Source organism: Neobacillus vireti, assembly GCF_036962345.1.
Taxonomy (GTDB): Bacteria; Bacillota; Bacilli; order Bacillales; family Cytobacillaceae; genus Neobacillus; species Neobacillus vireti_A.
Window position 1 is genome coordinate 344,280 of record NZ_JBALNB010000007.1, and the last position, 14,083, is coordinate 358,362.

Genomic DNA, 14,083 nt, shown 5'->3' on the forward strand with positions numbered 1-14,083 from the left:
ATTTTTTTAGTCGGTAAACAATATAAGTTTAGTGATAATAAAGAAATCTATTCAAGGGTAAGACCAGCCTTATTTACGAGTCTGACCCTTGAACTGTCAATGGATAAAAACCATGTATAAAGAATGTAGGGGAGGCTGAAGATGGAATACGTTATATATGGAATTATTACTGGTTGTATCTTAATCATTGCTTCCATTGGTTTTTCGATGGTTTGGAAAACAGAAAACTTCTTAAATATAGCACATGGTCAAATGCTATTAATAGGGGCTTATATGGCTTATCTCTTTAAAAGCGTGCTCAACCTTCCATTTGCTCTGGCAATGGTCCTTTCCGTCATCGCTACAGCTGTGTTAGGGCTATTGTTAGCTAAGGTATTCTATTTTCCAGTAAGGAAAAGTGGAATTCTAGTATTACTTTTTACATCCATAGGTCTCTCTTGGGTAATTTACGGTATTGTTCAGGCAATAGTAGGTCCGCAGATTCGAACATTTGGACTTGAGACGAGCAAAATGATTGAATTGTTTGGCAGACAGATTCTTTCCTTTCAGGAATTGTTGATTATTGTTATCTCGGTGGCGTGTGTCGTTGGTCTTCATTTTATATTAACAAAAACAAAAAATGGCAAAGGTTTCAGAGCCATGGCAGAAAATCGCGATTTAGCACAATTAAGAGGAATAAATTCTAAGAAACTATCAAATTACGTTTGGTTACTATCATCAGGATTGGCAGGATTAGCCGGCATTCTACTGGCGATGTCGGGCACACTTAATATGGAGTTAGGCTGGCAGCAGATTTTGATCATCATGTCAGTTGTTATTGTTGGAGGTATGGGGAATTTATACGGTACGATGCTTGCTGCATTAATTATCGGATTGAGTATGGATGTTAGTACGGTGATAGTCCCTACATCATATAGAACAGCAATAGCATTCGTTATTGTGATTCTTGTCCTTTTAATCCGTCCTCAAGGACTGTCAAAGGGTGGTGCACATTAAATGGAGATTCTAGTCTTTTTATCAGGTCTCATAGCATTAGGTGGGATTTATGCCATGCTGGCGTTGGCATTAAATGTCAATGGTGGACTACTAGGACTGTGGGATTTAGGGGTTGTTGGATATTTTGCAGTTGGTGCCTATTCCTACACATTGCTCACCATTGATGCTCCCGAGGGACTCGGGCTCCCGATGTTCGCCGGTGTGATTGGTTCGGTTATCATCACTGGGTTACTAAGTTTATTTATCGGCTATACTTCACTTCGTTTACAAAATGAATATCTATTAATTACAACTTTTGCTTTCGCTGAAATCATTCGAATTCTTGCTGTTAATGAAGAATGGTTAACAAATGGAAACATTGGATTTTTTGGTTTAGATAAACCATTTCAGGAGCTTATCCCTGGTGCAAATTACATGTTATTTTTCTCAGGATTGGTCCTGATAAGTTTGGCTGTCTTTTACTTCTTTGCCCAAAGGTTGGCCGATTCTCCAATGGGGCGTTATATGAGGGCTATTCGTGAAAATGAAATCGTAACGCAATCGATAGGTAAGAAAATATTTGCTACAAAGTTAAAAGTGTTTGTTTTAAGTAGTTCCATGGTTGGTTTAGTGGGTTGCTTTTATGTTTGGTACATGTCCATCATTGCACCAAATATGTTTACCTCTGCTATAACGTTTACGGTTTGGACAGCACTTGTATTAGGTGGAATCGGTAATAATCGTGGAGCTGTCATTGGTGCCTTCGTACTTATTCTTGTTCAAGAAGCTACACGCTTCATTCCAGTACCAGCTGAATATAGCGTTGTATTGGCGGGCTTACGTCAGTTTATCTCTGGGATGATGCTGGTTCTTGTTCTTCGCTTCCTTCCTCAGGGATTGATCGCTGAGAAGTTTAAATCTGTTGAGAAGCTATTTAAGTTCCATGATAATTCGTTAATCCTAGAACCGAAGGGAGTAGGGAAAAATGCTGCAAGTCAAGGAGCTGAGTAAAAACTTTGGAGGCGTTCAAGCCGTTAAAAACGTAACATTGGAGGTTAATAAAGGGGAAATTGTTGGATTAATCGGTCCTAATGGTGCAGGAAAAACAACCCTTTTTAATATGATTAGTTTATTTCTAGCTTCCAATTCTGGTGAAATCTCCTTCTTGGATGAAAAAATTGATACTTCTACTCCCGAAGCTGTAGTGGAAAAGGGATTATTAAGGACTTTTCAGACTCCAGTCGGTTTTCCAAAACTAAGTTTGCTTGAAAACTTAATGGTAGTGCCTTCCAATGCTGGTGAAGGATTATTCTCTATCTTTTATAAAAAGAAGAAAATTATCCGCAAAGAGCAAGAGCATTATGATCAAGTTTGTGGGCTGCTTCGACAATTTAACTTATATGAAAAACGAAATGAACTTGCGGAAAATTTAAGTGCGGCAGAGTTGAAATTGCTGGAACTATGCCGCCAGTTAATGGCAAATCCAAAAATCATGCTCCTGGATGAACCTGCATCAGGTGTAAATCCAATCATGCTTGATAAAATGGTTCAACACATCTTAAGACTTAGAAGTGAAGGAATGACATTTCTTGTTATTGACCATAATCTAGGTTTTATCTATCGTATATGTGACCGGATTTATTGTCTTGCAAATGGAGAGCTCATCGCTTCAGGTACTCCAGAAGAAATTTCCAATAATGAAAAGGTTAAATCTGTATACTTGGGGGCGAGTTAAGATGAGCTTTCTTGAGGTTAAAGATGTGGTTTCTGGTTATGGAAAAATCCCCATTTTACATGGACTCAATCTCCATGTAAATCAAGGGGAGATGGTGGGGATTATTGGTTCTAATGGAGCAGGGAAGACAACCTTAATGCATACTATTAGTGGTTTGCTTCCTGTCATGAGCGGTTCGATTTCCTTTCAAGGGAAGCGGATTGACAATGGCTCCCCAAGTGACATTTCAAAGATGGGTTTAGGTTATGTCCCCCAGCGAAAAAATGTTTTTGCGGAATTAACGGTTTTCGAGAATCTTGAAATGGGTGCGTACACGCTAAAAAAACCTAAGGAAAAAATAAATGAGATGTTGGAGATGTTTCCACGCCTAAAAGAACGGATTAATCAGAAAGCTGGAACCTTAAGCGGTGGAGAAAGACAGATGTTAGCTTTAGCAAGTGCATTGATTGTGAACCCTAAATTTCTCCTCCTAGATGAACCGATAACCGGATTGGCTCCTCAAATTATTCAAGGGTTAATCAACATGATTGTTGAAATTCGTGATAAAGGTACAACAGTGATATGGGTCGTTGAGGAAAATCCAAAAGAAGTTTTAAAGCATGCTGATCGCGTTTATTTAATGGACTCTGGAATCATTAAAATGGAACGGACTGGAAAGCAATTTTTAGAAGAAGAAAATTTCGAAGAACTATTCTTGGGCCACTAAGGGGGATAAGGAAATGAAAAAAGTATCGATGGCTGCTATTTCTATTTGTACGGCATTAACAGTAATGACTGGCTGCGCAAGCTCTACAGGAAGTTCAAGTAATAGTGGTTCTAACAGTGGCAGTGATATTAATGTCGGATTTTTATCAGGACTTACTGGCTGGCTCGGAGCATTTACAAAAGAAAATATCAATTCTATTCTTTTGGCAAAGGATGAAATTAACGCAGCAGGTGGAATCCTAGATGGGAAGAAAATTAATATTATCGACGTAGATACAGCTTCTACTGTTGAAGGCTCCATTAAAGGGTATCAAAAGCTGGTAAACGCAGATAAGGCTGTTGCTGCGATTGGACCTGAAACAGAATCTATGCTTGCTTTATTAAAAGAAGCGCCAAAATCAAAAGTGCCGATCATGTCTGCTTTTGCAGGTTCAACAGAACTTGATAAGGTTGGCGGAAATTATGCATTCCGAACAGCCGCTTCAGATTCAACCATTGGTGAAGTTCGTGCAAAGGTATTAATTGAGAGCGGTGTGAAAGAAATAGCCGTTATGGTAGGAAACTATGAAGGAGCCCAAAGTGATGTGGAGAAATTTAGAGAAACATATGAAAGTTTGGGCGGGAAGATTCTTGCGGAGGTAACCTTTAATACAGGTCAGAATACGTACAATGGTGAATTGAAAAAGATCGCTGATGCGAATCCAAAATTAGTTTATTATTCTGGTGCCATTGATACTGCACCTACCATTTTTAAATCAGCAAAGCAAAGAGGTTACAATTGGGAATGGTATGTAACACCAGACGTTGCTGTACAAGAATTTATTGATGTTATTGGAAAGGATATCGCAGAAGGAATTAAGACGATTATTCCAATGGAAGATGAAAATAATGAAGGCTTCAAACGTTTCAACCAGGAGTACGAAGCGAAGTTTAAAGCTAAACCATCTGGCGGATACTATAATGCCAATACGTATGACTTATTAATTGCCTCTGCTCTGGCTATGGAAGCAGCAGGTGAAGCAAGCGGCAGTGCGATCAATGAAAAAATCCGTGAAGTTACGAACCCTCCAGGCAAGGTAGTCACTACATTTGAAGAAGGAATTAAGGAACTTCGTGCAGGAAACGATATCGACTATCAAGGTGCATCTGGCCCCATCGACTTTGACGAACACGGAAATGTATTAGCTTCCTATGCCTTAATGGAAGTTAAAGGTGGCGAATGGAAGCAAAATGAGTTTTTTACTGCAGATTTTCTTGAATAGAGATTTCAGAATAGTAAAGAAATAAAAGACAAAGAGGCAATGATCAAGTAACTTGCCTCTTTGTTTATTTAAAATATTGGGAGGTGTACAGATGAGGAAAATCGGTTTCCCTAAACTAAATTTACCTTCGATACATCATTCAACTGCAGCAATTCATCCAAAGAATCTTTCGGCAGGTATTGTTTCTGGGTTACTGGCAGCCACTGGTCCGCCCGTTATTATATTAGAAGCAGCAGCAAATGGCAATTTTACAGACGCTCAAACGATTTTTTGGATGTTTTCCGTCTATTTTTTTGGAGGGCTTTTTAGTGTTGTCCTCCCATTATATTATCGAATCCCCATTGTAGGAGCCCACTCCATTACTGGAGTTGCCTTTCTTGCAACAATCACTTCACAGGTCCCTTACAATCAATTAATCGGCAGTTATATCATAACAAGTCTATTAATCTTACTAGTTGGCATACTAGGGTTGTTCTCAAAATTTATGAAATATGTTCCAAAGGAAATTATTGCAGCGATGATGGCAGGAATCATTACAAGCTATGTTGTAAGATTAATTGTTTCCATACAACACCTGCCACTAATAGGGGGAACCGCTTTACTTACATATTTTTTGTTTTCAAAGTGGAAATTACGTGTTCCGCCCGTCATAGCTGCGGTTTTCTCAGGATTTATCGTTCTGTTACTAACATATAATTTTGATTCACCAGCTGAAAGTAACATTGGTTTTGTCATGCCGCAAATACAACTGCCGGAATTTAATCTATTAACTATCTTTACCGTTTCAGTACCTCTTGCCTTATTAATCTTGAGCAATGATGCGGCACCCGGAATAGGCGCATTGGAACAAAACAACTTTAAGCCTCCTATTAATAGAATTGTTACGTTAAGCGGGATATTTTCTCTGTTTGCTAATTTGTTTGGCGGTCAGTCTGCAAATGTAGCGGGAATGATGACGGCTATTTGCTCAGGAGAGGAAACGGGTATTAAAGAAAAAAGGTATATTGCCGCCATTGTATCGGGAATTTTAATCATAATGTTTGGTATTTTTTCCTGGTGGACGGTGCCTGCTATTAAAGCATTACCAAGTGAATTTGTATCAATGCTGGCTGGATTTGCTCTATTTGGAGTACTGGGTTCCAGCCTAAATTTGAGTTTTTCGCAGCCAAAAATGATGATGAGTGTTACCTTTACGTTTGTTATTGCGATGTCAAACATAAGTTTATTTTATATAAGTGCACCTGTTTGGGCATTAGTTGCAGGAGCGTTAATTGCAAACTTTATAGAAAGAAATGTAGAAAAGCAGGTCGGAAAGGGGTGAATTCATGGGTAAGGCGGCTCTTACAGCGGTGGAAAATAAGCCGAAAATTTATTATGGATATTTCATAGTTGTTTTATCTTTTATAGCTATGTTTGCCACTTTAGGAATCCGCGGTACATTTGGAACATATGTTACACCTTGGGAAGAATCATTTTCTGTTAATCGTTTATGGGTAAGTATCGTTTCCTTTACGAGTCTTTTTATATACGGTATCAGTATTGCCATTGCTGGTAGACTGGCTGATAGAATTGGTCCACGAAAAGTATTAACCTACAGTATGGTATTAATGAGTTTTTGCTTATTAGGATCCTATTTTGCCACAAACATATGGCATATCGTAATTCTATACGGATTGATTGGCTCTGTTGGGTTTGGTTTTGCTTCAAATATAACTGTTTCTGTTGCAATTGTTCGTTGGTTTAAGGAAAAAAAGGGGCTTATGATTAGTATTGTAGTTGTTGGAATGGCAGCAGGACCTATGGTTTATACCCCGCTTAATATTCTGTTGATCGAAAAGATGGGATGGAAATGGCTGTTTGTGCTCTATGGCAGTGTATATGCCCTACTATTAATCCCATTGTTTGCACTTTTTTTCAAGGACCACCCGGTTCAAAATGCTGTTATTGAAAGAAATAAATCAAAGCAAAATGAAAAAATAAAAGGTGAATCGATATTTTCTATATTTCGTTATCCAATTACCTGGGTGATTTGTATGACCTATTTTATATGCGGCTTCACCGATGTTGGCCTAGTTTATACACATATGGTTCCCTTAGGGGAAGGAAAGGGATACTCTCGTATACTAGTAGGTAATGCAATGATGGTTTATGGGATTGCCAATATCGTCGGAACCATTATAGTAGGGTATATTTCTGATAAATTTAATAATAAAAAATTACTTTGTATATTGTTTTCCATTAGGGTAATTGCGTTACTGTTTCTGCTATTTATCAATCATCCCATCCTATTATTTACATTTGCACTTTTATATGGTTTTACCGATATCGCAACGATTGCTCCTTTTACAATGCTTTGTTCCAAAATATTTGGAATCAATCGAATGGGTTCTGCTTTTGGGATGGTTAGCTTTTTCCACCAATTTGGAGCTGCATTCGGTTCGTTGATTCCAGGATTATTATTTAGCCTTTCATTAGACTATATATCAACGCTGTGGCTTTGTATTATACTCCTATTGGCTAGTGCTATTCTCATCCAAACTATTAATATGAAGCAGATATTAGATTGAACATGCCAACTAAGGATATACGATATCTAATAAATTAACAGATTATTGATAATATTCTTTAAACAATATATTATTACCATAGAGTAACACTTACAAGGGGGAGGAACTAGAGTATGTCACAATTAAAAGAATTTCGTACAATCATGAATTCGATGAAATTTGTATGGGAAAAGGATAAAAAAGCTTCGATTGTTATGTTAATTGGTGTTAATGGCTCAGCATACAGATTGCCAGGAACTAAAATGATGATGGCAGAGGATGCTGAAATGATTGGAACAATCTCGGGTGGGTGCTTAGAAGGTGATATTTACGGTCATGCAGAGAAAGCGCTGCAAACAGGGATACCGACAATAATAAATTATGATTTAAGTGATAACGAAATCTGGGGTTTAGGAATTGGCTGTAAAGGTTCATTAGAAATTCTCATCCTTCCGGCAAAAAAAGAGGATCCTTTTTGGAAGTCAACGGACAAATTGTTAAACGACGAAGAGGAATTTTCCTTTATTATAGAAATACAAACAGGAGTTAAAGCAATCGTAACAAAATATGGAGATATCATTGGTGACAGCGATTACCTTCCTTCTATGGTGTACGAAAGTGCACGAAAGAGCCTCAAATCACAAAAGCGAGCTGAAATTGTCACTTTGGATGGGCGGAAATTTGTGGTTGATGCCATTCGTCCAAGCCAAAAATTAATCGTAGCAGGTGCTGGTAAGGACGCAATACCAGTCGTTGAACTTGCTGCAAAAGCAGGCTTTTCCGTAACCGTCCTAGATCCACGAAGTGATTTTAATAAAGAACGCTACTTCCCTGAGGCACATCATTTTGTTGAAATACCTGAAAACATAAATCCAGTAAATGTGAAAAATGCATGGTGGGTGATTATGAATCATTTGCAGAGTCGCGATGAAGAGGCTCTCCATCTAGCCCTAAAAAGTAATCCGAAATACATTGGTGTTTTAGGTCCTGTATCAAGAACACAAGAAATGCTATTGAATATAGGAGCGGATCTAACCATTGGAGAAGATATTTTTTCACCTGTTGGTTTAGATATAGGTGCAGAAACCATGGAAGAAGTGGCAATAAGTATTGTTTCTGAATTGATGGCGGTACGATCCAATCGTGAGGGGAAATCACTGAAAGGGAAATTGAAGATTCATGCCTAAGATTGGGGCCATCATTCTTGCTGCTGGATTGTCTAAACGGATGGGGCATCCTAAACTTTTACTGTCCCTAAAAGGAAAACCACTTTTTCGTTATCCACTTGAACAAGCAATAAGAAATCACTTGCAGCCAATCTGTTTAATTGCGGGTCAACATATGCAGGCGTTTCAAACAGAAACCTCTGATTTACAAAATGTGGAATATATTTATAACCCTAGATATGAAAAAGGAATGTCTTCTTCACTAAAAATAGGGATTGAAAATATTAAGTATCGTACAGATGCAGCCATCATTTTTTTAGCAGATCAGCCATTTGTTCCAGATTTGGTCCTACAATCTATGATTGAACAGTTTTGTAATGATACGCTTATTGTACGACCCCAATATCAAGGCAATTTCGGTCACCCCATTTTAATTGATAACAGCTTATATGATGAATTTCTAAATTTAGAGGGTGATCAAGGTGGTAAAGAAATCATAAATAAATATATAAAAGATACAAAAATTCTTTCATTTGATCACCTATTTTGGGGTATGGATATTGATACACCTGAAGATTATCAAAAATGTGCACAACTTTTAAAATATGATCGAGGAATAAACGATGGTGAAAAGAAATGAGGTAACAAAAAGGATAGTGAAACAAAATCTAATCTAAACCTCATTTTCAACTGAATAATACGTTAAAACACTCACAAATGTATGTCAATGTTTGCGAGTGTTTTTATTTCGGCGGAAACGGCTGAAAAATACAGGGAATTGCCAATAAAAGGAAATATGACGAATATGGTATAATTCATCTGTGAAAAACCTTGATAGCTGGGACAGAATTTTAGATAAACGTGCCCCGGCCGAATCTTAGTTAATGATTGATGCAAACATACTTTCAGTTGAAAGATGGGGACAAACACAACGGAGGGAAATCGTTGAAAAAACAAACAAAACGCTATAAACAAAACATATATTTTGAGGAAGATTCAAACGATAATTTCTCTTTTATTGCAGGATATACGGATGGTGGTGCACCCTATGGAATGACTTGGGAAGAAATCATTCCCCAAGATTTGAGATTTAGGGCGGCATTGAAAAAGGATGCCGAGAAAGCTGCAGAACTCATTCATATCGCAATTGCTTATATCGCTGAGAAGTTGACTGGACAAACGAAAAATGAAAATATCCGTGAAACACTAGCGCATTTCTTCCGCGAAGAGAACAATCGTCTAAGCTACAAAAATACGATTGTTGCAGATATTTTAGGAGAAGCAGCAGGAATTGTGATTACTTATCCGGGAGAGGCTGCCTCTCGATTAGACGAGCCTATATTAAAACGATTAAGAAAGAAAAGACAGAATGAAGAGATATTCTTGGATAAGGAAGCCGACGAAGGGGATTTTTATGTTGACACACTGTGTGTTGCTGATCGGTTTAGAGGCAATGGAATCGGATCAAAGCTTCTAAAGGAAGCCGAAAAAACAGCATTACAAAAGGGATATTCAAGACTCTCGTTAAATGTTGCTCAAGATAATCCGCATGCAAAGAAGGTATACGAACGGATTGGCTATAGGAAGGATAAAGTTATTGAAATAAACGAACATCCATATGATTATATGGTGAAGATCCTTTGAGATAAAAAACGATTTAAAAGGTAAAAAGCATTGAAGTAATATGGTGTGGTGAATGAATAATCAAGGCTTTAAAAATTTATTAAGGGGCTAAAACTTAATGAATATCAAAAATATCTATTGTATTGGAAGAAATTATGCTTCGCATGCAAAAGAATTAAATAATGCAGTACCAACTTCTCCATTTTTATTTTCTAAGCCAACACATGCTGTTGTTGAAGCAAATGGTCAAGAGGTGATTTTACCTGGAGATAGAGGGTCCGTGCACTATGAGACGGAGCTTGTCCTTCATATTGGACAAGAGTATGAAAAAGGGATTACTGTCGATGAAATTGTGGATAAACTGGCGCTGGGGATTGATTTTACCTTAAGAGATGTACAAAACCAATTAAAAGAACAGCGTTATCCATGGTTATTAGCAAAAGGTTTTCCGAATTCAGCTCTACTAACGAAATTTATTGAATTTCCCGGAGAAGCTGCATGTAAAAATACCGATTTCTCATTACTAAAAAATGGGCAGCAGGTACAAATCGGCAATATCACAAATTTACTTTTTAATCTGCAAACAATCATTGACTTCACAGCTAAGCATTTTGGATTAGGTAAAGGGGACATCTTATTCACTGGGACTCCAGAAGGCGTGGGTCCCATTCAAGATGGTGACATCCTTTCCTTAGCATGGGGCGAAGAAACGCTTGGACAAAGTATCATAAGATTAGTGTGAACCAGTGTTAAAAGAATCATGAAAAATAATAAAAGGCTAGCAACCATAATAGTTTGCTAGCCTTTTTACAACTATTTAATTATTTTTTATTACCTGTAGTTCCATTATTTCCTTTGCTGCCAACTTTTACAGTGTTCTTAGTTACGTTACCGGCATTATCAACAGCAATGACTTCAACTTTTTGACCGTTTGTTACTGGCGAAGCAAGAACGTGTGAAGTTTCACCATGTACATAAGGTTTTTCTGTTACAACTTTTTCGTCAACTTTTACATACCAGGAAGCAACACCACTAGTTTTATCCGTTACATCAACTGTTACTGTTTGATTGTCAGCACCTAGTGTTGTTTTTAGTTTAGGCGTTGTTACATCAAGCTTTACTGGTAATGTAATGGTTTGAGCTTCTGCACCATCATAGTCAATCGTCGCTTCTACTTGCAAGTAGTATTGACCATCTGGAGCTCGCTTGCCGTTATGCATGGTTCCATCCCATGTCCAATCGGAGAATAGGTAGTACATTGCTCCTCTTCCACCGTCATAGTAGTTTTTACGTACATCTACTTCATTCGCAATTTCTTTTACTAAGTTGCCATCTGCATTCACTACACGTAAATTAAATTGTTTTGCATTGCGGATGAGAGATAAAATGTAAGTAGCGCTGTCATTTTCTCCATCACCATTTGGTGAAATCGCAATAAGGTCTGGGTTTAAATTGCCAGTGGCCTGGTCAATACCTAAGTAATCATAGCTGCCACCACCGGTATGAGTCAAAACCCCAGTATATCCATAGTAAGACATTGGATCCCAAGCAGGAGTATCAACAATTGGTGATGCATTCCAGTCACCTTTAAATCCAACGTATGGTACTACTAAATCTGGATTTGTATCAGTTGGGTCCGTTAGTTTTACAAAACCTTCTAACCAATAACCATTAGTGAAATAAGATTTTAAAGCTGCATCCCAATCACTTACATCAACAGTTACGTCAAATGACGTTGAACCATTGGCAGGTACTTCGATGGAGCTACTAGCTTTACCGTTAATTGTCGCAATTGCTCCTAAATCCATTGCTCCAAAAAGGTTAGGTGCTGATACCAATACACCTGCGTTTACCGGAGTATCCGTTTGAGCACTTGCGCTAACATCATAAGTCACAGCTTCATTAGAGTGGTTTTCCGCTGTTAATGTAAACGTAACTACATTATCGGTTACTTCTTTAAGTGCTACTTTTGCTTCACCAGTTTTGAAGTCAGTTACAGTTACTGGTGTTTCTAATGCTGCATGAAGTTGCATTAAACCTGCACCTTGTCGGCGTGGAGATACAGGTGCTCCATCAAATTCAACAGGTTTAGATGTGTTTAATAGGAATTTCTTCGCAAGTTTTGATCTTGTTGCACCTTGAAGTCCAAATTCTTCGTCAACACGTTGTAGTACTAATGCTGATCCACCAGAAACGTGTGGAGCTGCCATTGATGTACCACTCATGATTTGGTATTCGTTATGATTAGCAGTTGAGTAGATTTGTCCACCTGGAGCAGTGATTTCTGGTTTAAAATCAAGGTTTGGAGTAATACCCCAAGATGTGAAAGAACTCATTTTGCCGGATTCAACATTTGGTACTGAAGTTTTTTCGCCGCCAAAGCTTATTGTTACAGTTTGTCCAGCTTTAAGTGCTTCTGCAAATCGGTCTCCATCGGCCTTTAACATAAACAATTGTGGAATCTTAATGGCCTCTTCAGTTGCCATGTTTACGGTTCCATCCGCATTGTTGTAGATAATTACTCCTGCTGCTCCTGCAGCTTGAGCATTTTTAGCTTTATCAACAAATCCTAATGTTCCACGTTGAACTAGAGCGAATTTGCCTTCCATATCTTTCCCCGCAAAGTCTTCTGGAGCTCCTATTCCAGCATGAACCAATTCAAAATTTGTTCCTACTGTCGGGGCAGTCTGGCCAGCAGATAAAAACATTACTTGCTTTGCTTCACCATCACCTATCGAAACATTAGCTGCGTCTACAGTTAAAGTAGTATTTTCAAATGACGCTACGGAAATAGAATCATAGGATACACCAGGTGATCCCACTACTCCGTAATCAGGATTTGAGGCATAGGGGTGGAAATAGCCGCTTCCGTAGTAAGTAGAGTTACCTGCAGAAATAGACATAACGACTCCGTTGTCAACGGCACGTTTCACCGCTTGTTGTTCAGGAGACTCAGGATCTACAAACCCAGCTGAAGAACCGAGACTCATATTAAGAACGTCTGCTCCTAGTTTGATAGCATCATCAATCGCTTTAATATAAATATCACCTGTAGTTGTAGCTTCGTCTTCACCAAATACTCGTAGAGCTAATAGTTGTGCCTCTGGAGCAACACCTTTAATACCACCGTTTTCTTCGTCACCGTTTGCAGCGACTGTTCCACCTACGTGCATACCATGCATTCCAGTGTCAACATTGTCGTCAATAATGTCTTCGGTGCCATCCGCATAATTCCAGCCATAAGGAACTTTTTCATTCCAGAATTGTCCAGGTAGTTCAAACTCGGAAATAGCGCTATTAACCTCAGCCTCTGATAATTCACCTTTTGATTCATCAGTTAATAGAAAATCTTTATGCTCCGGGTCTATTCCCGAATCAATGATCCCCACAACCATACCTTCACCATCGTAACCAAAATCACGCCAAGCCGCTTGTGCCTCTACTAGTTCTTTACTATACTTCATATCAGGTGCTTCATTTGGGAGTTCATACTCAGTTGCTATGTACACACCTTTTACTCCTGCTACTTCTTTAATCTTTGCAATATCACCATATTTTACTTCGGCGCTAAATCCGTTAACGACTGCATTAAATTCTTGTTCGTAGGCAATTGTAATCTTTTTATCTTTGATTTTATCTTTTGCTGCCTTTTGTTGATTTTTAGCCGCTTTCTCGAGTTGCTTCCGTTCTCCTTTAGAAAGCTTATCGTACTTTACCCCTTTTTTGGTTGCTGTTTCAACTGGGGTAGTACCATCTACTTCTACGATAACTCGAACCTCTTTGTTGGGATCAACGTCTATTAAATCTGTAGCTACTAGATTTGTTTTTGGAAGTGTCGGTTTTTGCACATCTAATGGCTGTGGTGTAATGCCACCTGTAGTTGCAAAACCGCTATTACCAATTGCTAATAATGAAACTAGTAAAATTGCAGAAATTCTTCTTTTCGACATGTTCTTCCTCCTTTAGTTTTTTAAAAAAATAGTAGACAAGACGAAGATCCTCCCTTCAAAATGGTTAATAAAAATAAGACATAATATTCGGTCTACTTTCACTATATTAAATTACCATTTT

12 protein-coding genes are annotated in these 14,083 nt (G+C 38.2%); 11 read left to right on the forward strand and 1 reads right to left on the reverse strand.

Annotated features, from left to right (window positions below):
* The first annotated feature begins 141 nt into the window (after window positions 1-141).
* The 11 genes from V7108_RS09140 (at window position 142) to V7108_RS09190 (ending at window position 10,754) form a co-directional block, all read left to right on the forward strand.
* Window positions 142-996 (forward strand): branched-chain amino acid ABC transporter permease, encoded by an 855-nt coding sequence (locus V7108_RS09140; RefSeq protein WP_335567977.1) that lies wholly within the window; start codon window positions 142-144, stop codon window positions 994-996.
* Window positions 997-1,986: a branched-chain amino acid ABC transporter permease gene (locus V7108_RS09145; protein ID WP_335567978.1), complete on the forward strand. Its 990-nt coding sequence runs from the start codon at window positions 997-999 to the stop codon at window positions 1,984-1,986.
* Complete coding sequence (locus V7108_RS09150) at window positions 1,961-2,710, forward strand: ABC transporter ATP-binding protein (protein ID WP_335567979.1); 750 nt, start codon at window positions 1,961-1,963, stop codon at window positions 2,708-2,710. The genes V7108_RS09145 and V7108_RS09150 overlap by 26 nt, the downstream gene beginning before the upstream one ends.
* A 1-nt stretch (window position 2,711) precedes the next feature.
* On the forward strand, window positions 2,712-3,416 hold the full coding sequence (locus V7108_RS09155; RefSeq protein ID WP_335567980.1) for an ABC transporter ATP-binding protein: 705 nt from the start codon (window positions 2,712-2,714) through the stop codon (window positions 3,414-3,416).
* 13 nt (window positions 3,417-3,429) lie between these two features.
* A complete protein-coding gene (locus V7108_RS09160; RefSeq protein ID WP_335567981.1) occupies window positions 3,430-4,677 on the forward strand; it encodes an ABC transporter substrate-binding protein in 1,248 nt (415 codons plus the stop codon).
* Window positions 4,678-4,768: 91 nt separating this feature from the next.
* Window positions 4,769-5,998: a benzoate/H(+) symporter BenE family transporter gene (locus tag V7108_RS09165; protein WP_335567982.1), complete on the forward strand. Its 1,230-nt coding sequence runs from the start codon at window positions 4,769-4,771 to the stop codon at window positions 5,996-5,998.
* Window positions 5,999-6,002: 4 nt separating this feature from the next.
* Window positions 6,003-7,244: an MFS transporter gene (locus tag V7108_RS09170; RefSeq protein ID WP_335567983.1), complete on the forward strand. Its 1,242-nt coding sequence runs from the start codon at window positions 6,003-6,005 to the stop codon at window positions 7,242-7,244.
* Window positions 7,245-7,357: 113 nt separating this feature from the next.
* Complete coding sequence (locus tag V7108_RS09175; protein ID WP_335567984.1) at window positions 7,358-8,410, forward strand: XdhC family protein; 1,053 nt, start codon at window positions 7,358-7,360, stop codon at window positions 8,408-8,410.
* Window positions 8,403-9,029, forward strand: a complete 627-nt coding sequence (locus V7108_RS09180; RefSeq protein ID WP_335567985.1) for a nucleotidyltransferase family protein — start codon at window positions 8,403-8,405, stop codon at window positions 9,027-9,029. Before V7108_RS09175 ends, V7108_RS09180 begins: the two co-directional genes overlap by 8 nt.
* Before the next feature lie 305 nt (window positions 9,030-9,334).
* Window positions 9,335-10,033, forward strand: a complete 699-nt coding sequence (locus tag V7108_RS09185; RefSeq protein ID WP_335567986.1) for a GNAT family N-acetyltransferase — start codon at window positions 9,335-9,337, stop codon at window positions 10,031-10,033.
* 97 nt (window positions 10,034-10,130) lie between these two features.
* Entirely contained in the window at window positions 10,131-10,754 is a 624-nt protein-coding gene (locus tag V7108_RS09190; RefSeq protein ID WP_335519312.1) for a fumarylacetoacetate hydrolase family protein, read from the forward strand.
* Window positions 10,755-10,833: 79 nt separating this feature from the next.
* On the opposite strand, the gene V7108_RS09195 is transcribed toward V7108_RS09190, so the two are convergent.
* The gene (locus V7108_RS09195) at window positions 10,834-13,962 is read right to left on the reverse strand and encodes a S8 family serine peptidase (RefSeq protein WP_335567987.1); all 3,129 of its coding nucleotides are present in this window, start codon (window positions 13,960-13,962) and stop codon (window positions 10,834-10,836) included.
* Window positions 13,963-14,083 lie beyond the last annotated feature (121 nt).